This window comes from Haloarchaeobius iranensis (assembly GCF_900103505.1).
In the GTDB taxonomy this organism is placed as follows: Archaea; Halobacteriota; Halobacteria; order Halobacteriales; family Natrialbaceae; genus Haloarchaeobius; species Haloarchaeobius iranensis.
Map to the genome: position 1 here is coordinate 1 of NZ_FNIA01000005.1, position 16236 is coordinate 16236.

26 protein-coding genes are annotated in these 16236 nt (G+C 68.1%); 10 read left to right on the top strand and 16 right to left on the bottom strand.

Annotation, left to right across the window (positions count from 1 at the left end; all coding sequences use genetic code 11):
* From BLT27_RS05370 to BLT27_RS05385, 4 genes are all read left to right on the top strand, one after another.
* On the top strand, positions 1-612 hold a 612-nt coding region (locus BLT27_RS05370; protein ID WP_139172258.1), incomplete at its 5' end, for an alpha/beta hydrolase fold domain-containing protein.
* A gap of 82 nt (positions 613-694) precedes the next feature.
* Complete coding sequence (locus BLT27_RS05375) at positions 695-1042, top strand: thioredoxin family protein (RefSeq protein WP_089732018.1); 348 nt, start codon at positions 695-697, stop codon at positions 1040-1042.
* A 146-nt stretch (positions 1043-1188) separates the two neighbouring features.
* A complete protein-coding gene (locus BLT27_RS05380; protein ID WP_089732019.1) occupies positions 1189-1842 on the top strand; it encodes a lactate utilization protein in 654 nt (217 codons plus the stop codon).
* A gap of 64 nt (positions 1843-1906) precedes the next feature.
* Positions 1907-2140, top strand: coding sequence for a DUF7385 family protein (locus tag BLT27_RS05385; RefSeq protein ID WP_089732020.1), 234 nt, complete (start codon positions 1907-1909; stop codon positions 2138-2140).
* A 1-nt stretch (position 2141) separates the two neighbouring features.
* On the opposite strand, the gene BLT27_RS05390 is transcribed toward BLT27_RS05385, so the two are convergent.
* Genes BLT27_RS05390 through BLT27_RS05400 form a run of 3 tightly spaced genes read right to left on the bottom strand, consistent with a single transcriptional unit; the run spans position 2142 to position 4293 of the window.
* Entirely contained in the window at positions 2142-2942 is an 801-nt protein-coding gene (locus tag BLT27_RS05390) for an HAD-IIA family hydrolase (RefSeq protein WP_089732021.1), read from the bottom strand.
* A 40-nt stretch (positions 2943-2982) separates the two neighbouring features.
* Entirely contained in the window at positions 2983-3894 is a 912-nt protein-coding gene (locus BLT27_RS05395) for an ABC transporter substrate-binding protein (RefSeq protein ID WP_089732022.1), read from the bottom strand.
* A gap of 51 nt (positions 3895-3945) precedes the next feature.
* Positions 3946-4293, bottom strand: coding sequence for a hypothetical protein (locus BLT27_RS05400; protein WP_089732023.1), 348 nt, complete (start codon positions 4291-4293; stop codon positions 3946-3948).
* A 128-nt stretch (positions 4294-4421) separates the two neighbouring features.
* On the opposite strand from BLT27_RS05400, the gene BLT27_RS05405 reads away from it, so the two are divergent.
* Positions 4422-5060 (top strand): hypothetical protein, encoded by a 639-nt coding sequence (locus BLT27_RS05405; protein WP_089732024.1) that lies wholly within the window; start codon positions 4422-4424, stop codon positions 5058-5060.
* 12 nt (positions 5061-5072) lie between these two features.
* Here the strand turns inward: BLT27_RS05405 and BLT27_RS05410 are convergent, their stop codons facing one another.
* The 3 genes from BLT27_RS05410 to BLT27_RS05420 all read right to left on the bottom strand — a co-directional run bounded on the left by BLT27_RS05410 (position 5073) and on the right by BLT27_RS05420 (position 8002).
* A complete protein-coding gene (locus tag BLT27_RS05410; protein ID WP_089732025.1) occupies positions 5073-6449 on the bottom strand; it encodes an NAD-dependent succinate-semialdehyde dehydrogenase in 1377 nt (458 codons plus the stop codon).
* Positions 6450-6784: 335 nt separating this feature from the next.
* A complete protein-coding gene (locus BLT27_RS05415; RefSeq protein ID WP_089732026.1) occupies positions 6785-7738 on the bottom strand; it encodes an aminopeptidase in 954 nt (317 codons plus the stop codon).
* 45 nt (positions 7739-7783) lie between these two features.
* Entirely contained in the window at positions 7784-8002 is a 219-nt protein-coding gene (locus BLT27_RS05420) for a hypothetical protein (protein ID WP_089732027.1), read from the bottom strand.
* Positions 8003-8220: 218 nt separating this feature from the next.
* On the opposite strand from BLT27_RS05420, the gene BLT27_RS05425 reads away from it, so the two are divergent.
* The 3 genes from BLT27_RS05425 to BLT27_RS05435 all read left to right on the top strand — a co-directional run bounded on the left by BLT27_RS05425 (position 8221) and on the right by BLT27_RS05435 (position 10007).
* The gene (locus BLT27_RS05425) at positions 8221-9234 is read left to right on the top strand and encodes a type II glyceraldehyde-3-phosphate dehydrogenase (protein ID WP_089732028.1); all 1014 of its coding nucleotides are present in this window, start codon (positions 8221-8223) and stop codon (positions 9232-9234) included.
* A gap of 51 nt (positions 9235-9285) precedes the next feature.
* Entirely contained in the window at positions 9286-9549 is a 264-nt protein-coding gene (locus tag BLT27_RS05430) for a hypothetical protein (RefSeq protein WP_089732029.1), read from the top strand.
* A 68-nt stretch (positions 9550-9617) separates the two neighbouring features.
* Positions 9618-10007 carry an Hsp20/alpha crystallin family protein gene (locus BLT27_RS05435; protein ID WP_089732030.1) on the top strand — a complete coding sequence of 130 codons (390 nt, stop codon included), beginning with the start codon at positions 9618-9620 and terminating at the stop codon, positions 10005-10007.
* Positions 10008-10046: 39 nt separating this feature from the next.
* Here the strand turns inward: BLT27_RS05435 and BLT27_RS05440 are convergent, their stop codons facing one another.
* The 4 genes from BLT27_RS05440 to BLT27_RS05455 form a co-directional block, all read right to left on the bottom strand.
* Positions 10047-10925 carry an ATP-grasp domain-containing protein gene (locus tag BLT27_RS05440; protein ID WP_089732031.1) on the bottom strand — a complete coding sequence of 293 codons (879 nt, stop codon included), beginning with the start codon at positions 10923-10925 and terminating at the stop codon, positions 10047-10049.
* A 30-nt stretch (positions 10926-10955) separates the two neighbouring features.
* Positions 10956-11486, bottom strand: a complete 531-nt coding sequence (locus BLT27_RS05445) for a 50S ribosomal protein L16 (protein WP_089732032.1) — start codon at positions 11484-11486, stop codon at positions 10956-10958.
* A 103-nt stretch (positions 11487-11589) separates the two neighbouring features.
* Entirely contained in the window at positions 11590-11820 is a 231-nt protein-coding gene (locus BLT27_RS05450; protein ID WP_089732033.1) for a helix-turn-helix domain-containing protein, read from the bottom strand.
* Positions 11821-12434: 614 nt separating this feature from the next.
* On the bottom strand, positions 12435-12629 hold the full coding sequence (locus BLT27_RS05455) for a cold-shock protein (RefSeq protein WP_089732034.1): 195 nt from the start codon (positions 12627-12629) through the stop codon (positions 12435-12437).
* 560 nt (positions 12630-13189) lie between these two features.
* On the opposite strand from BLT27_RS05455, the gene BLT27_RS05465 reads away from it, so the two are divergent.
* The gene (locus BLT27_RS05465) at positions 13190-13429 is read left to right on the top strand and encodes a zinc ribbon domain-containing protein (RefSeq protein ID WP_089732035.1); all 240 of its coding nucleotides are present in this window, start codon (positions 13190-13192) and stop codon (positions 13427-13429) included.
* Positions 13430-13492: 63 nt separating this feature from the next.
* Positions 13493-14017 (top strand): hypothetical protein, encoded by a 525-nt coding sequence (locus BLT27_RS05470; RefSeq protein WP_089732036.1) that lies wholly within the window; start codon positions 13493-13495, stop codon positions 14015-14017.
* On the opposite strand, the gene BLT27_RS05475 is transcribed toward BLT27_RS05470, so the two are convergent.
* The 6 genes from BLT27_RS05475 to BLT27_RS05485 form a co-directional block, all read right to left on the bottom strand.
* Positions 14014-14502 (bottom strand): cupin domain-containing protein, encoded by a 489-nt coding sequence (locus BLT27_RS05475; protein ID WP_089732037.1) that lies wholly within the window; start codon positions 14500-14502, stop codon positions 14014-14016. The genes BLT27_RS05470 and BLT27_RS05475 overlap by 4 nt on opposite strands.
* A gap of 62 nt (positions 14503-14564) precedes the next feature.
* Entirely contained in the window at positions 14565-15026 is a 462-nt protein-coding gene (locus BLT27_RS05480) for a YbhB/YbcL family Raf kinase inhibitor-like protein (RefSeq protein WP_089732199.1), read from the bottom strand.
* 176 nt (positions 15027-15202) lie between these two features.
* Entirely contained in the window at positions 15203-15328 is a 126-nt protein-coding gene (locus BLT27_RS20375; protein ID WP_257299128.1) for a hypothetical protein, read from the bottom strand.
* Positions 15329-15388: 60 nt separating this feature from the next.
* Positions 15389-15544 carry a hypothetical protein gene (locus BLT27_RS19665; RefSeq protein WP_175526391.1) on the bottom strand — a complete coding sequence of 52 codons (156 nt, stop codon included), beginning with the start codon at positions 15542-15544 and terminating at the stop codon, positions 15389-15391.
* Between the two features lie 129 nt (positions 15545-15673).
* Positions 15674-15811: a hypothetical protein gene (locus BLT27_RS19670; RefSeq protein ID WP_175526392.1), complete on the bottom strand. Its 138-nt coding sequence runs from the start codon at positions 15809-15811 to the stop codon at positions 15674-15676.
* Between the two features lie 32 nt (positions 15812-15843).
* Positions 15844-16236: a methylglyoxal synthase gene (locus BLT27_RS05485; RefSeq protein WP_089732038.1), complete on the bottom strand. Its 393-nt coding sequence runs from the start codon at positions 16234-16236 to the stop codon at positions 15844-15846.

Genomic DNA, 16236 nt, shown 5'->3' on the forward strand with positions numbered 1-16236 from the left:
GTCGTCGTCTCGGTGGACTACCGGCTCGCACCCGAGCACCCGTGTCCGGCGGGGCTGGCGGACGTGACGACAGTCGTCGAGTGGACCGTGGCGTCGGCCGACGAGCTCGGCGTCGACCCGGCACAGGTCGGCGTCGCGGGCTCCAGCGCGGGCGCGAACCTCGCGGCGATGGCCGCGCTGCGCGCCGACGCCGCGGTCGACATCGCGGTCCTGTTCTACCCGATGCTCGACCCGACGCTCGGTGGGGCGTCGCACGCGGAGCACGCCGACGCGCCGCTGCTCACCCGCGCGGACATCGAGTGGTTCTGGCGGCTGTACCGCGACGACGGTGCGATTCCGGTCGACGACCGGCGGCTCTCGCCACTTCCGGCCGCCGGTGGGGGACCGTCGTCGCTCGCGGACTCGCCGCCGACGGTCGTCGTCACCGCCGGCTGCGACCCGCTCCGTGACGACGGGGCGCGGTACGCCGACGCGCTCACCGACGCCGGCGGCACCGTCGAACGACGCCACTACCCCGGCGCGCCACACGGCTTCCTCTCGCTGGCCGACACGGTGCCGGCGGCGGCCGACGCCTGGGAGGACCTCGCGGCGGCCGTGCCGGCGCGACGGTGAGCGACGCCGTCCGTTTCGACGGTGATGCGCGGGCCGCGTCACGCGGCGGAGCCATTAGGTTGTTCGACGGGGTACTGACGGTATGAGCACACGAAGCGACGGCAAGCCCGTCCGACTCGCGGACGCCGACGAACTCGACGACCTCCTCGCCGCGGAGCCGCTCGTCCTCCTCGAACTGTACACAAACGGCTGTGGCAAGTGCCAGGCGATGGAGCCCGTCATCGGCACCGTCGCCCGGGTCACCGACGCGACCGTCGCGATGGCCAACCCCGGCGACGACATGACGCTGCTCGACCGGTTCGAGGTGCGGAGCACGCCGACGTTCGTCCTGCTCCGGGACGGCGAACAGGTCGCGACGCTCGCCGACGGCTTCGTCGAGACCGACCGGATGGTCACGTTCGTCGAGTCGGGTGGGGAGAGCGAGCGCTGAACGGCGGTTCACAGGGCCGCGTGAACGCGTGTCGTAACACCGCTGTAACTTGCTTACACGGTCGTCCGAGAGCAGTTATGAGGGTTCCGCCCCGAGTGTGAGTCGACGCGTGACGGCTCCAACCGTCGCGAGACCCACACCTCATCATGTCTGAAAAAGCCGAGTATCTCACGACGGTATCCGCGGACGAATCGTACGACCAGCTTCCGGACGAGGAGACCATCCAGGCGACGGTCGAGAACCTCGAGGCGAGGGGCTTCGACGTCGTCGTCGTCGACACAGCAGAGGAGGCCCTCGACACAGTCGTCGACGCCATCCCGGCCGGTGCGTCGGTGATGAACGGCCACTCCACGACGCTGGAGGAGATCGGCTTCGTCGACTACCTGAACGGCGACGAGCACGACTGGGAGAACCTCGCCGGGCAGGTATGGAGCATCGACGACGACGCGGAGCGCCAGCAGTTCCGGCGCGAGGCCCAGGCCGCCGACTACTTCCTCGGCAGCGTCAACGCCATCGCCGAGACGGGCGCACTCGTCGCCGCCGACGCCTCCGGCAGCCGCATCGGCGCGTACCCCTTCGCCGCCGGCAACCTGCTGCTGGTCTCCGGCGTGAACAAGATCGTCGACGACCTCGACGCCGCCTTCGAGCGCCTCGAGGAGTTCGTCTTCCCGCTGGAGGACGCACGGGCGCAGGACGCCTACGGTGCAGGCTCGGTCGTCGCCAAGCAGCTCGTCTACCGGCAGGAGAACGAGGCGGGCCGGACGACGGTCGTCCTCGTCCGCGACGACTTCGGCTACTGAGCCGGGGGCGACCCGACCTGGCAACGCGTCTGATTTTATGTACGGTGCCCCGCTACGGGGACGTATGGAGGACGTCGACTTCGACGAACTCGTGGCGTCGCTGACGCTACGGGAGGAGAACCAGTCGGTGAAGAGCTACCAGAACACGGTCGCGGTCGCCTGTCCGGCCTGCGGGGAGCCGTTCGACGACCTCGTGGTCTGCCAGGAGAACCCGACGAGCCTCGACCTCACGATGCAGCTCGACCTCTGTGTCGGCACCGTCGACGACCAGGCGGTCATCTTCACGCACAAGCAGTAGCTCAGAGTATCCCGGCGACGTCGCCGAGCGAGTCGACGACGTGGTCGGGCTCCACGCCCGAGCCGCCGATCTCCTCGCGTCGTGTCGCCCCGGTGAGCACGAGCACCGTCTCCATCCCCGCGCGCTCGCCCATCAGGATGTCCGTGTGGAGGTTGTCGCCGACGACGAGGCACTCTCCGGGCGCGACGCCCAGGCGCTCGGTGACAGCGTCGGCCATGTGCTCCGAGGGTTTGCCGACGACGAGCGGGTCGCGGCCGGTCATCCCCTCGATGGCGCCGACGGTGCAGCCAGCGCCGGGTTTGAGTCCCTCCTCGGTGGGGAACGTCTGGTCCGTGTTCGTCGCGACGAACAGCGTCCCCTGGTCGAACGCCCGGAGCGTCTCCGTGAGCAGGGCGAAGTCGATGTCGTAGGCCTTGCCGGCGGCGACGACGTCGGCCGGCGGCACGTCCCGCGGCCGCGACGACGGGTCCCGCCCCGAGACGACGGTGAGGCCGGCCTCGCGGATCTCGTCGTACAGCACGTCCGAGCCGACGACGTACACCTCGGCGTCGGGGTGGTGCTCGGCGAGGTACGTCGCGGTCGCGGACGCCGCGGTCGAGATGCCGCCGACGTCGCCGGGGATGCCCATCGATTCGAGCGTGTCGGGGAACGCCTCGCGGTCGACGCTCGTGCTGTTCGTGACGAACCGGATGGCGAGCCCGGCGTCGACGAGCGCGTCGATACCCTCGGCCGCGCCCGGAATCACCGTCTCGCCGCGCCAGACCGTGCCGTCGAGGTCCACGATTGCCGCGCGTCGTGTCATCGGGTGGGGGTTGGGGCGGCGGGGCCGTAACGCTTCCCGGTCAGCGCGCCGCGGCCAACTCCGACAGCGGTGCGGCCACGTCGCGGCTCGGCGTCTCGAACCCGTCGTGGAGCACGCCCGCGAGGTGCTCCAGCGAGTCGACCACGCGCGGGCCCGGCCGGTTCAGGAAGTGGTTGCCGTCGATGGCCCACACGTCGCCGTTCTGGACGGCCGTCAGCTCGTCCCAGCCCGGCCGGTCGGTCAGGTCGGCGAGGTTCTCGCGGGTCTGGGCGAGGTCGTAGCCACAGGGGGCGACGACCAGCGCCTCGGGGTCGTACTCCCGGACGTCGACCCACTCTCGGGGCGTCGAGGGGTCGCGAGTGTCGGCCATCCCGTACTCGCAGTTGGCGGCCGCGACGAGTTCGGGCACCCAGTGGCCAGCGACCATGACGGGGTCGGTCCAGTCCAGCACGGCGACGCGCCTGCGCTCGGCGTCGGCCGCGCGCTCGCGGACTCGCTCGACGCGCTCGCGGAGCGATGCCACGAGGTCGGCCGCCCGCTCCTCGCGGTCGAGCGCCGCACCGACCGCGCGCACGTCGTCGAACACGTCGCCGACGCTGTGGGGGTCCGTCGTCAGCACCGCGGGGTTCGCGTCGATGCGCTCGACGGCGTCGTGGACGAGCACCTCGTCGACGGCGCAGACGTCACAGACGCCCTGCGTGACGACGAGGTCCGGGTCGAGCTCGTCCAGCAGGTCGACGTCGATGCCGTAGACGCCGCCCGATTCCTCGGCCTCCTGCACCTGCCTGTCGATCTCGGCGGTCGAGGCGTCGGCGTCGATGCGGCTGTACTCGACGGCGGGCAGATCGGCGGCGGCGGGCGGGTAGTCGCACTCGTGGGAGACCCCGACGGGCTCGACACCGAGCGCGAAGACGACCTCCGTGGCGGAGGGGAGCAGCGTCACGACGTTCATGCTCGGTGCTCGGGGCGGCGACGGTATAAATCGACGGTCGAGAACGAGGCGCTACAGGAACCCGACGAGGAGGACGACCACCCCGCCGACGAACATCAGCAGCGCGCCGTTGCGGCGCTGTGACACGTCCTCGTCGGTTACCTCGACCGCTTCGAGGTCGTCGATACCCTGCGTCCGGGCGGTCAGCCAGATGGTCACTATCTTCGCGTGTATCGTGTAGACGCCGCCGACGGCGGCGAGGAATGCGCCGATGGCCGCGAACCGCGTCGAGGGTGCGTCGAGCCCCAGCGCGGGCACCGACGCGCCGGTCGCGACGACCACCACTACCAGCACGACGAAGCCGACGATGACGCCGGCGAGGTGCCACTTCGCGCGGTCGAACTGCGCTTCCCTGCTCATGTCCGGGGCGTGACGCCCAGGCGGTTTAGCCCTGCCGAAGCGTGGTCGACGGCGGGATACGACGGTCGAACTCGGAGCCGCCGGGACCCACCCCTATATTTTCACCGTTGCCAACGGTTACCGGACGTATGCACCGGCGAGCCCTCCTCTCGGCGGTCGGTGCCGCGGGCGCAGCCGCTCTCGGCGGTTGTCTCGCGGCGGTCGGCATCGGGACCGGCGACCCCGCGAATCCCGTCGACGACGAGCGACGTATCTCACTGCTGGGGGTCGATCCGGTCCCCGACGAGTCGGGCGTCACGATCGACGTTCGGGTCCTCGACGACCGCATCACCGCCTCGGAGACGGCTGAAATCGTGGTCGAGACGACGGTGGTCGGCGACGCTACGGCGCTGCCGGTCACGCAGGGGTCGTGCGCGATACTCAACCGCCGGACCTGTTCGAGCGCCCCGCGCGGGCTGTGGCTGGAATCCACGGATAAGAGCGGTTCGACGGCGACGCCGCACGACGAGGGCTGGATGCGACGGGGCCTCCCCACTGGTGAGCAGGGGTTCGGCGGCTACGGCTGTCGCCGGGTCGAGTACCAGCCCGGCGAGTCGGTTCGGAACACGTACGAGATATGGGACGACGGTCGGGTCGACGGCTACCTCGAGCCCGGCGAGTACCGCTGGGCGGACACCATCTCGACGCGTGCCGCGTCGTCGGAGGGTGAGGAGTACCGCAGTTTCGACTGGGGGTTCTCGCTCGAACTCAGCCGGGAAGAAAGCTGACAGCTGAGCCGGCTACTCGTCGTCGGCCGCCTGCACCCACACCGTCTTCCGGTTGACGAACTCGCGGATGCCGTCGGCCGCCAGCTCGCGGCCGTAGCCCGAGATGCCGACGCCGCCGAACGGCAGGCGCGGGTCGGACTTCGTCATCTCGTTGACGAACGTCGCACCGGCCTCGATACGGTGGGCGACGCGCTCGCCGCGCTCCAGGTCGTCCGTCCACACTGACGCCCCGAGCCCGTACGGCGAGTCGTTCGCGAGTTCGACGGCCTCGGCCTCGCTCTCGACGCGGAACACCGCCGCGACCGGGCCGAACGTCTCCTCGCAGGCGACGGCCATGTCAGGTTCGAGGTCCGCAAGCACCGTCGGCGGGTAGTAGTAGCCCTCCCTGTCCATCGGCTCGCCGCCGAGCAGGCAGTCCGCGCCCGCGTCGACGCTCTGCTCGACCTGGTCGTGCAGGTCCTGCATCAGGTCCTCGCGCGCCTGCGGGCCGACCTCGGTCTCCTCGTCCATCGGGTCGCCGACGGTCCAGGCGTCCATCTCCGCGACGAACTCGTCGACGAACTCGTCGTACACGTCGTCGTGGACGATGAACCGCTTCGCCGCGATGCAGGACTGCCCGCTGTTCTGCAGTCGTGCCGTCGCCGCCGTCTCGACCGCCGCGTCGACGTTCGCGTCGTCGAGGACGAGGAACGGGTCCGAGCCTCCGAGCTCCAGCACGGTCTTCTTCAGCTCCTCGCCGGCCGTCTTGGCGACCTGCTTGCCCGCGAACTCGCTCCCGGTCAGCGTCACCGCCCGGACGCGGTCGTCGCGGATGACCTCGTTGGCCGCCGAGCCGCCCACGAGCAGCGTCTGGAACGCCCCCTCGGGGAAGCCCGCCTCGCGGAACACCTCCTCGATGGCCAGCGCGCACTTCGGCACGTTCGAGGCGTGCTTCAACAGCCCGACGTTGCCCGCCGCCAGGCTCGGCGCGGCGAACCGGAACACCTGCCAGAACGGGAAGTTCCAGGGCATCACTGCCAGCACCGGCCCGATGGGTTCGTGCCGGACGTACGTCGTCGCGTGGCTCGCCCCGCCGATGACCTCGTCCTGCAGGTACTCCGGTGCCTTCTCCGCGTAGTGCTCGCAGACCCACGCGCACTTGCGCACCTCGCCTTTCGCCTGCGAGATGGGCTTGCCCATCTCCACCGTCATCAGCTCCGCGTAGTGCTGTTCGTTCTCGCGCAGCACGTCGGCGGCCTCCTCCAGCAGCTGCCGCCGCTCGTTCATCGGCACCTCGCGCCAGGACTCGTAGGTGTCTGCCGCCGTCGCGAGACGCTCTTCGACCGCCTCGTCGTCGTGCTCGGCGACCGTCTCAACGTGCTCACCGGTCGCTGGGTTGATGCGCTCCATGTCCCGTGATTCGCGGACTTGGTACTACTAGTTTTGGCCGTCGGTAACGCGATTTGTCGGCTGAGTAACTGTGGCTCGATTCGTGTAACCGCTCTGTCGGTAGTGGGAGTCTCTGGAACCGCGAACAGCCAGAAAGCCCCGAGCGCGAGCGTCTGCGAACGGCCTCGCTTCGCTCGGCACGTTCGCCAGACCGCGCGCCTGCCGGCTGATTCGGTATCGACGCCGGCCAGGGTTTACACTGATTGTAAACTTTCGGGCGAAAAATCCGTCCGAAACTGTACTCCAGTAGCCTCACTCCACGGGTGGCAGTTCGACTCCCTCGCCGTCTCGCGGTGTCACCATTCGACCGTCGGCAGTTCGACTTCCTCACCGTCCGCGTACACTGTCGGGTCGCGGATGATGCCGTCCTGGTGGAGGGGGGCGCTGGTGTCGCCGCCGATGCCGGCGTCGTCGCCGAAGGCGATGTGGACGGTGCCGCCGGCCTTCTCGTCGAGCAGGACGCTCCCGACGAGTTCGGTGACGGCGACGTTCGTCCCGATGCCGAGCTCGGCGAGGTTGTAGGCGTCCTGCCCGACCGCCTCGGCGGCGGTCTCGAGCATCGCGTCGATCTCGTCGGAGTCGGTGGCGGTGACGAAGCCGTCCGCGACCTCGATGGTGACGGTCTCGCCCTCGTCGAGCAGGCCGTGGGGGTCGATGGTGCCGTCGACGACGTAGGTGCCGGTGGCGGTCTCGGGGGAGACGAACACCTCGCCGGCGGGGAGGTTGGAGAACTGGCCGGGCTCGTGGACCATGCCGGTGTCCGAGCGCCAGTCGCGGTCGCCGGGCTCGAACGTGATGTCGGTGCCGAGCTCGGTGGTGACCCGGATCTCGTCGGCGTCTTCGACCTGCGCGAGCATCGACTCGCACTCGGCGGCGATGTTCGCGTAGTCGGCGTCCAGTCCGGTCAGGAACACCTCCTCCGTGATACCGGGGAGGGTCGCGCCGCGCGCGCCGGCCTCGCACGCCTCGCTCCGGGCGCGGGTGTGGCTGATGCTCTTGGTCGTCGGCGCGAGGAACACGTCGCTTGCGGCCATGGCGTCGGCGACGGGGGCGGGTGGCTCCTCGCCGTGCTGGTCCCCCGGCGGGTAGCAGCAGAGCGTCGCGTCGTCCGTTATCTCGCTGGCGACCTCGTACAGCGCCTCGCCGATGGGGCGGCGCTTGTCGTCGGTGACGACGACACAGGACTCGTCGGCCGAGAGGTCGAGGCACTGGCGGACTGCCGTTTCTGCGGGCTCGCGGAGGTCGGTCATATCCGACCGGTCGGCGGGAGCCCTGTTAGGGTTTACCGTCTGCGCTCAGAACAGCGTCGTCCCGAGCATGACGAACAGCCCGAGGATACCGAGGACGGCCCCGTCGACCTGCACGTAGTCCATCGGGCCGTCGCGGTGGTGGCGGCGTCCCCGACCGGTAAGGAAGGTGTCCGCGGGCTCGGTCTCGCCAGGCGTGGTCCGGATAGCACTCACCCCACCGACGAACAGCACCAGCCCGGCGATGAACAGCCCCGCGGAGAGCATGGTTGCTTCCCCCTACGCCGATACTCGACAAAAGTTCTTTCATCGTATACTGGGAGAAATGAACTGTTAGACCTATCAAGGAAATCAGCACTGCTCGGCTAACGGGCGATTAGCGCCCCGAGTCACCGACCCCGCCGTCAGCTCGGGAGGACTTACTCGCCGCCGAAGTAGGGCACAGCCTCGAAACGATTATCTCGCGGGGCTATCGACGTTCGGGTATGATTCAGGTGGCCATCAACGGCTACGGTACCATCGGCAAGCGCGTGGCGGACGCGGTACGCGCCCAGCCCGACATGGAGGTCGTCGGCGTCGCGAAGACGCGCCCGAACTTCGAGGCCGAGACCGCCGTCGAGAACGGATACCCCCTCTACGCCGCCATCGAGGACCGGATGGACCAGTTCGACGACGCCGGCATCGAGCTGGCCGGGGCCGTCGACGAGCTCGTCGCGACCGCGGACGTCGTCGTCGACGCCTGCCCGTCCGGCATCGGCGCGGACAACGTGGCGATGTACCGCGAGCACGACACGCCCGCGCTGCTCCAGGGCGGTGAGGACGCCGACGCCGCCGAGGTGAGCTTCAACGCCCGCGCGAACTTCGACGAGACGACCGGCGCGGACGTGGCCCGCGTCGTCTCCTGCAACACGACCGGCCTCTCCCGGCTGGTCGCGCCGCTCCAGGAGGAGTACGGCATCGAGAAGGTGCGCGCGACGCTCGTCCGTCGCGGCGGCGACCCCGCCCAGACCGGCCGCGGTCCCATCAACGACATCCTGCCGAACCCGGTCAGCCTGCCGAGCCACCACGGCCCCGACGTGAACACCATCTTCCCCGACCTGGCCATCGACACGCTCGGGCTGAAGGTCCCCGCGACGCTGATGCACACCCACAGCATCAACGTCGAGCTCGAGTCCGCGCCCGACGCCGACGAGGTCCGCGAGCTGCTCGAATCCCAGTCCCGCACCTTCGTCATCGACGAGCACATGGCCATCGACGGCGCGGGCAAGCTCAAGGAGTACGCCCAGGACGTGGGCCGGCCGCGGGCGGACATCTGGGAGAACTGCATCTGGGGCGAGTCCATCACGATGGAGGACAACGACTGCTACCTCTTCCAGGCAATCCACCAGGAGTCCGACGTGGTGCCCGAGAACGTCGACGCGGTGCGGGCCATCCTCGGTGAGAGCGACGCCGCAGAGAGCATCGAGACGACGAACGAGGCCCTCGGGATGGGGTTGTAGGTCAGCGGCGGCACAGCTTTTTACGCGGCTCGGTCGAACCGGCCGGTCACGATGGCACGGAACGTCCGGTTCGGCCTCGGTCTCGTCGTCGCGGGTATCCTGCTCGGCGTCTCCTCGGCTTTCTTCATCAGCTGTACTGCCGCCGACTGTACCGGGCCGGACCAGGGAGTCAGGGACTTGGTCCTCCACCTCGACACGCTGGCAATCGGCTGGAAGGACGACTGCAACGACTGCGGGGTCAGTCTGCTCCCCGCACTGGCCGGCCTGGTCAACGTCGTCGTCGGAGTGGGCGCACTCGCCGATTTCGAGCGTTAGCACGGCCCAGAACCGGCGACGTTGACCGGGACAGAAGGCTTTTGACGTGACGGCCGTTAGGGTGGCCCATGCGTCGTGACGACCGTGACGAGCCGTTCGACGACTTCTTCAAGGAAATCGAGCGGATGATGAACGAGATGATGGGCGATCGGTCGGTCGACATGCAGTTCGAGGGCGACGCAGGCTTCGGCTCGGACACGCACGTCGACATCCACGAGACCGACGACGAGATCCGCGTGGTGGCGGACCTCCCGGGTGTCGAGAAAGAGAACATCAAGCTGGAGTGCGACGGCGAGGCGCTCACCATCGGTGCGGAGAGCGAGCACCGACAGTACCACGAGCGCGTCGAGCTCCCGAGCCGCGTCGACGAGCACAACGCGACGGCGACCTACAACAACGGCGTCCTCGAGGTCGTCTTCGAGCGACTGGACACCTCCGCGGGCATCGACCTGAAGTAGCGACCCACCGTCCTCCGTTTTCTCCACCGCGAGCCCCGGCTACGCCACCTCGGCAGTCTCCCGGATGGCGTCGGCGAGCCGGTCCCAGAACCCGTCCTCGTACTTCGCCGCGTCGTCGATGGTCGGGCGCGCGTTCGTCTCGTTGACCAGCACGCCGTCCCGACCTACCAGGAGGTCGACCCCGAGGAACCGGATGTCGAGTTCGTCGGCGACCCGCTCGGCCAGCCGGCGGTACTCCGGGTCGAGGTCGACCGGCGTCGCCTCGGCTCCGCGGTGGACGTTGTGTTTCCAGCGCCCTGCCTCGCGGTCCGCGTCCGAGAGCCGACGTTCGACCGCGCCGACGTACTCGCCGTCGAGCACCATCACGCGGTAGTCACGCGCGTCGGGGACGAACTCCTGGACGAGATAGGAGCGGTCGCCCGTCGCGCGGAAGTCGTGGACGAGGTCGAGGTAGTCCGTGACGCCGAGCGCCGAATCGAGGTCCGGCACCTTCGCGACGCCGATGCCTCTCGTCGTCGAGTTCGGCTTGAGGACGACCGGCGGGGCGAGTGATTCGACGGCCTCGGCCACGGCGGACTCGTCGGCCGGGTTCGAGACGTACACCGACCGCGGAACGGGGAGGTCCGCGCGTTCGAGCCGCACGAGGACGCCCGCCTTGTTCCGCGAGGCGAGCACCGCGTCGCGGCCGTTGAGCCAGGGGACGTCGAGCAGCGCGTCGGCGACGCCGCCCTCCATCATCCGGCCCGGGTAGACGAAGCCGGCGTCGAACTGCTCGGCGGAGAACGGTGCCGCTCCGGCCGAGAGCGGGACTGTGCGCTCTTTCACCTGGACGTGGTGGACCGCGATGCCGCGCTCGGCGAGCGGCGACTGCATCCGCTCGAACGTCTCGGCGCGGTTGACGACTGCGAGGTCGACCATGCGAGTGGGTTCGACCCCGACGGGAAAAGCCTACGCGATGAGTTTGTCTTCGCCGCGTTCGACGACGACGCGGCAGGGCGGGGAGATCTTGTTGTAGGCGCGGCGGAAGGCGTCCTTGACCTCGGCGGCCTGGTCGACGGTGCACCAGCAGGTGAACAGGCGCTCGCCCTTCTGGACGCGGGCGGCGGTGCCGACGATCTTGCCGAAGGACTGGCGCATGCCGTCGGAGACACGGTCGGCGCCGGCGCCGGTGGCCTGCTTGTTCTCGCGGATGACGTGGTGCGGGAACTTGCGCAGGATCATCGAGTAGTTGCCCTCGCCGAGGGTCTTGATGAGGTGGCGGTTGGCCGACAGGCGGGAGGCTTCGAGCGAGCCGTGGCGCAGCTGGCACTCCTCCTCGAGAACCAGCCAGATCTGGACGGGCCAGTCGTCGGGGTCGCTGGCGGTGTCGCCCATCTTGTGCTGTGCGATCTTCGAGCCGGGGATGCCGGTGATGTACTCGCGTCGGGTGTACGCGGGCTTGGAAATCTCCCGGTACATCGACGCCGGTTTGTCGGACATGGTTATTACGGGCAACTGAGGCCGAGCGCGCGAATAAAGGCTTCGAAGCGGAGCCGGCGACAAAGCGGTCGGTCGCAGGGTCGCAGCGACCGGGACGGCGGGTTCAGCTGGCGGCGTAGCAGTCGCCGTCGCACTCGACGAGCCCGGTGTCGGTCAGGGAGCCGAGGACCGAGAACAGTGCGAGCTTCGGGATGTCGAGCGACTGCTGCATCTCGTCGACGGTCGACTGCCCGGTGGTGTCGAGATAGAGGTAGATCAGCTTCGCGGTCGGCGAGGTCAGCTCGGCCGGAATCGGTTCGGTGGTCTGTCTGAGGACGGCGCGTTGGGTGCTCATCGTACTACAAACGATGTCTGCATCAGATATAAAGTTATGCCCCATGCGGTGAAAATACCTAATACTACCTTCGATACATAATGATACACTTTCTCACGAGCGGGTATGTATCACTCAGTAGGAGCCGGAGATATCGAAGGCGCAGAACGCGGTCGCTCGTCGGTGTGTAGGACACGGGGACGGCGGCCGTGCAGCCACTCACGGCCGCCGTCAGAGCATGAGTGACGGCAGCACACGGAGACCCTGCGGACTCGCGTCGGCAGGTGCACTCCAGCGCACAGCGGGTCACCGCTGCACTCGATGATACGTGCTGATGTATTAAAATATTGCCCAATAGAGCAAGATTGGACACTTATATTCCTATAATAGTGCTACTATCGGTAGAAAGCTCAGAAAATCTGTGCAAATGTGTGTTAGTGGGGTGCACGTACTCGAGAAACTGTTCGTTCGTGTAGGGGGCCGGCGTGCCCGCCGCCGAGTGTCGTCACTCGCGGTCGAGCAGTCGTGCCGAGGATGGATGCGAGGAGCGGTGCTCCTCGTGGTCGAAGTTGTGGCTCGCGCCGAAAGAGGCGCGAGCGTAAATCGAATCGTGGTCGTCCGTTAGGAAGCGACGCTCAGAGACGGGTTACGTTCTTCGCGCGCGGGCCCTTCGGGGCGTCCTCGATCTCGAATTCGATCTCCTGTCCCTCTTCGAGGTCCGGTCCGCCAACGTCCTCCATGTGGAAGAAAACGTCCTCGTCCGCGTCCTCAGTCTCGATGAAACCGTAGCCGCCAGTGTCGTTGAAGAAGTCAACCTTGCCTTTCGCCATTGCAACTGGACCAACGAGCGGGAGACCGATAAGGCTTCCGCGTTCGGTTCGAGCGACCCTGGGCTCCCGAAACGGCAGATTTCCGGCGAATAAGCACCTATTGGGGGTCTTCGGGGCGCGGGCGACCGTGAACGACCGCTCGGCCGAATCAGTAGGGGCTCAACTGACTGACCGCACGGCACTCGAACAGAAATCGCTCGGCATGCAGGTCGGCCGTCGTCACGGTCGGGCTCTACCCGCTGTACTGGTTCTACAGTACGGCCAAGCAGCTAGACGCGGCGACAACCTGACGCCCACCTTCGGCATCATCCCGGTGCTGAACTTCGTCTGTGCCTAGCAGATTGCCGACGCCGCGGAGGCCATCACCGACCAGCACAAGGAGATCTTGTTCATCCTGTTCCTCGTCTTCGGCGTGCTGTCCTGGTACTGGATCCAGTCTGGTGTCAACCAGGCCGCGTCGCGCTGAGTTCCGCGCGCCGGGACGAACCCTCTTCTGCACCGCCGTGGAAAGGTCTCACCGACGACACATTTAAGTGACCAGTCTTTGATTTGAACCCTGTATGGAGACGACATCCGAATTCGACGGAAGCATGGCCGGGCTGATCGTGGGGCTGTTCCTCTGCCTCCCCGTTGGTATTTACTACTACATCAGCAACAAGCAGGAGATGTGGGTCTGCCCCGAGTGTCGGGAGGCCGTTCGCAAGGGTGCGAACACCTGTCCGAACTGTGGTGAGGACCTCGAGGACACCGGTGGTATGGGCCACGAGCACGGGACCGCAGGCGAGACCGAGGAGTTCTAGGACCACCCGTCTGGCGTAGTTTTTTGTCGGTCGCCACTCCGGTCAGTAACGGATACCGCTCACATGTCGAACCCACTCGAACGGCTCGTGCAGTACGTCTGGCAGCGAAAGCCCATCGTACTCGCCCACCACCCGTCCTGTGCGTACTACTCGCACCACACGTTCGAGCTCTACGGCGCACAGCTATGTCTGGGTTGCTTCGTCGTCTACCCGGTCGGGCTCGTCTCGCTCTCGCTCCTGTCGCTGCTCTATCTGGTGGTCCCGGGCGTGTTCGCCGTCCCGACGGTCGCGCTGTACGCTGTCGCCGGGGCACTGGCCGCACCCCTGCTCGTCTCGAAGGCGCTGCTCGACGTCCGAAGCATCCGCTGGCGGATGCTGACGAAGGCGCTGCTGGCGGTCGGACTCGCCGTCGCCGCGCTCCCGCCGCTCTTCCGGCCGGGCGACCGGCTGGTCGGGGCGGTCCTGTTCGTCGGCTTCCTGGTCCCGTACGTCGGCTACAAGGGGGTGACCGCGCTCGACGACTGCGAGGGCTGTCCCGAACTCGAGGACCGGCCGCACTGCTCCGGGCTGGAGTTCGAGTGGGATTAGGCCTCCTCGCCCTCCCAGTAGTCCACGTCGTCGTCGTCGACGCGGTAGTAGCCGTGGACGCTGCGCTCGTCCGAGCCACCCGGCGGCGAGCCGGCGAACACGCCGAGCTTCTCGGAGTCGGGGTACACCGTCACGTCCGGCTCTGTCATGGTCGACATCGCGAGGTACCTGACGCGCCCCTCACTGTCGTTGACCACCCTGTGGGCGCCGCGCTCGTCCGCCGGGAGCGCCACGTAGTCGCCCGCCTCGAGCGGGACCATCTCGCCGTCGAGCCGGAGCGTGCACTCGCCGTCGAGGACGTACATCGCCTCCTCGTTGCCCGTGTGGTAGTGGTAGGGCCACGACCTGCCGCCTTCGGGCAGCTCGTAGAGGCTGCACCCGAGCGCCTCGCCGCCGGCTGGGTCGGCCAGCTTCTTCCGCCGGAGGGCGTCCTCGCCGTCGCCGACCGTCGTCCATCCCAGGTCGTCGTCGTTGACGATTGGCATACAGCGAGGTTCAGACACGACCGACGTAATGGTTCGGACGACTCGCGGTGGTCGCCGCGAACTCAGGCGGGGTAGGTCCCCTCGAGCTGGGTCTGTCCGACGATGTGGCCAGCCATCGCCTCGCCGAGCGCGTCGGCGTCGGTGTCGGTGTCGGCCGGGAGCGACAGCGACGAATCGAGCGCGAACAGTTTGAACCGGTAGCGGTGCTCGCGGTCCGGCGGGTTCGGCCCGCCGTAGCCCACCTCGCCGTAGTCGTTGGTGCCCTCCATCGCGTCGCCGGGCGTCCAGTCCTCGGGAATCTCCCGCCGGTCAGGCGGGACGTTCCAGACCACCCAGTGGTCCCAGACCTTCCCCGCGGGCTCGACCGCGTCGGGGTCGTCCATCACCAGCGCGAGCGAGACCGCCTCGTCGGGCACGCCGTCGATGGCGAGCGGCGGGTTGACGTTCTCGGCCCGATAGCCGTCCTTCCGGGGTATCTGTTCACCGTCGTCGAACGCTGGGCTCGTGAGTTCGAGTGCTGTCATCTGGGTCACCTCCCCACGTGCGGGGTTCTCGGGCGACGGGCCGTCGAGACCGACACAGCCGGCCGCGAGCGCACACGCTGCCGCGCCGACCGTCCGCCGAGTGGCCGGCCGGTCGCACCGCTCCTGCACGGTCGCTAGTTCGTCGTACTGGTACAAAAAGCCGGGAGCAGGGGGACCTACGACCCGAGCCAGCGCGCGAGGCCGCCGGCCAGCACGACCAGTGCACCGGTGATGAACGTACCGGGAATCGGGAGCACGAACAGTCCGAGACCAGCTGCGATGGCGACTGTGGATGCGTTCATGATGGTGGATGGGGTCGACGACTGCGAAGCGCCTGCTTGCGGCCCGATACGACCCGCTCGCTACGACTGGAACGGCTCCTCGTCGCGGTGGTTGTGGGGGTTCTCCTGCTCGTTCGCCTCGGCTGCGGCCGCCTCGCGCTCCGCCCCGGCCGCGTCGTCCGCTGTCTCGAGTTCGGTGTCCTCCTCGATGTCGATGCCATGGGTTTCGTCACTCATGGACCGGAGAGACGGCCGCGAGCGGGTTCAAGCACCGGCCTACACAGCAAGCCCACGCCGGTAGCGGTGGGGCCGACACAGCGAGCCCGGAGAGTGAGGTGGGGGTTCGAGCGGAGGAAGACCGCCGACTCAGGCCCGCTCGACGTCGATGTTCCGTCCCTCGAAGAACGTGTCCGCGTGGAGGCCGTTGCCGCAGTGACCCGAGGGTTCGAGGCGGAACGCCAGCACGACCTCGCCGTCGGCGGGGACGGTGGTGTCGACCGTCACCGAGCAGCGGGGCGTCGGGCGTCGGTGCTCGCTCAGCGCTCGAGCTCCACGCCGTCTTCCGCCGCGATGCCGGCGAGCAGGTACTCCGCGCCCGACCGGGTCGTCGCCAGCGGCGTGTCGTGCACGTCACAGATTCGCAACAGCGCCGAGATGTCAGGCTCGTGGGGCTGTGCGGTGAGCGGGTCGCGCAGGAAGACGATGCCGTCGAGCCGTTTGTCGACGACCTCGGCACCGATCTGGAGGTCGCCGCCCATCGGGCCGGACGCCTTGCGTTCGACGTCGAGCCCGGTCTCCGCCTGGATCCGCGTGCCGGTCGTCCCCGTCGTCACGATGTCGATGGTCGCCAGGTACTCGCGGTGCGCGTCGGCGAAGTCGAGCATCTCCGGCTTCTCGTCGTCGTGGGCGATGAGCGCGACGCGTGTCAT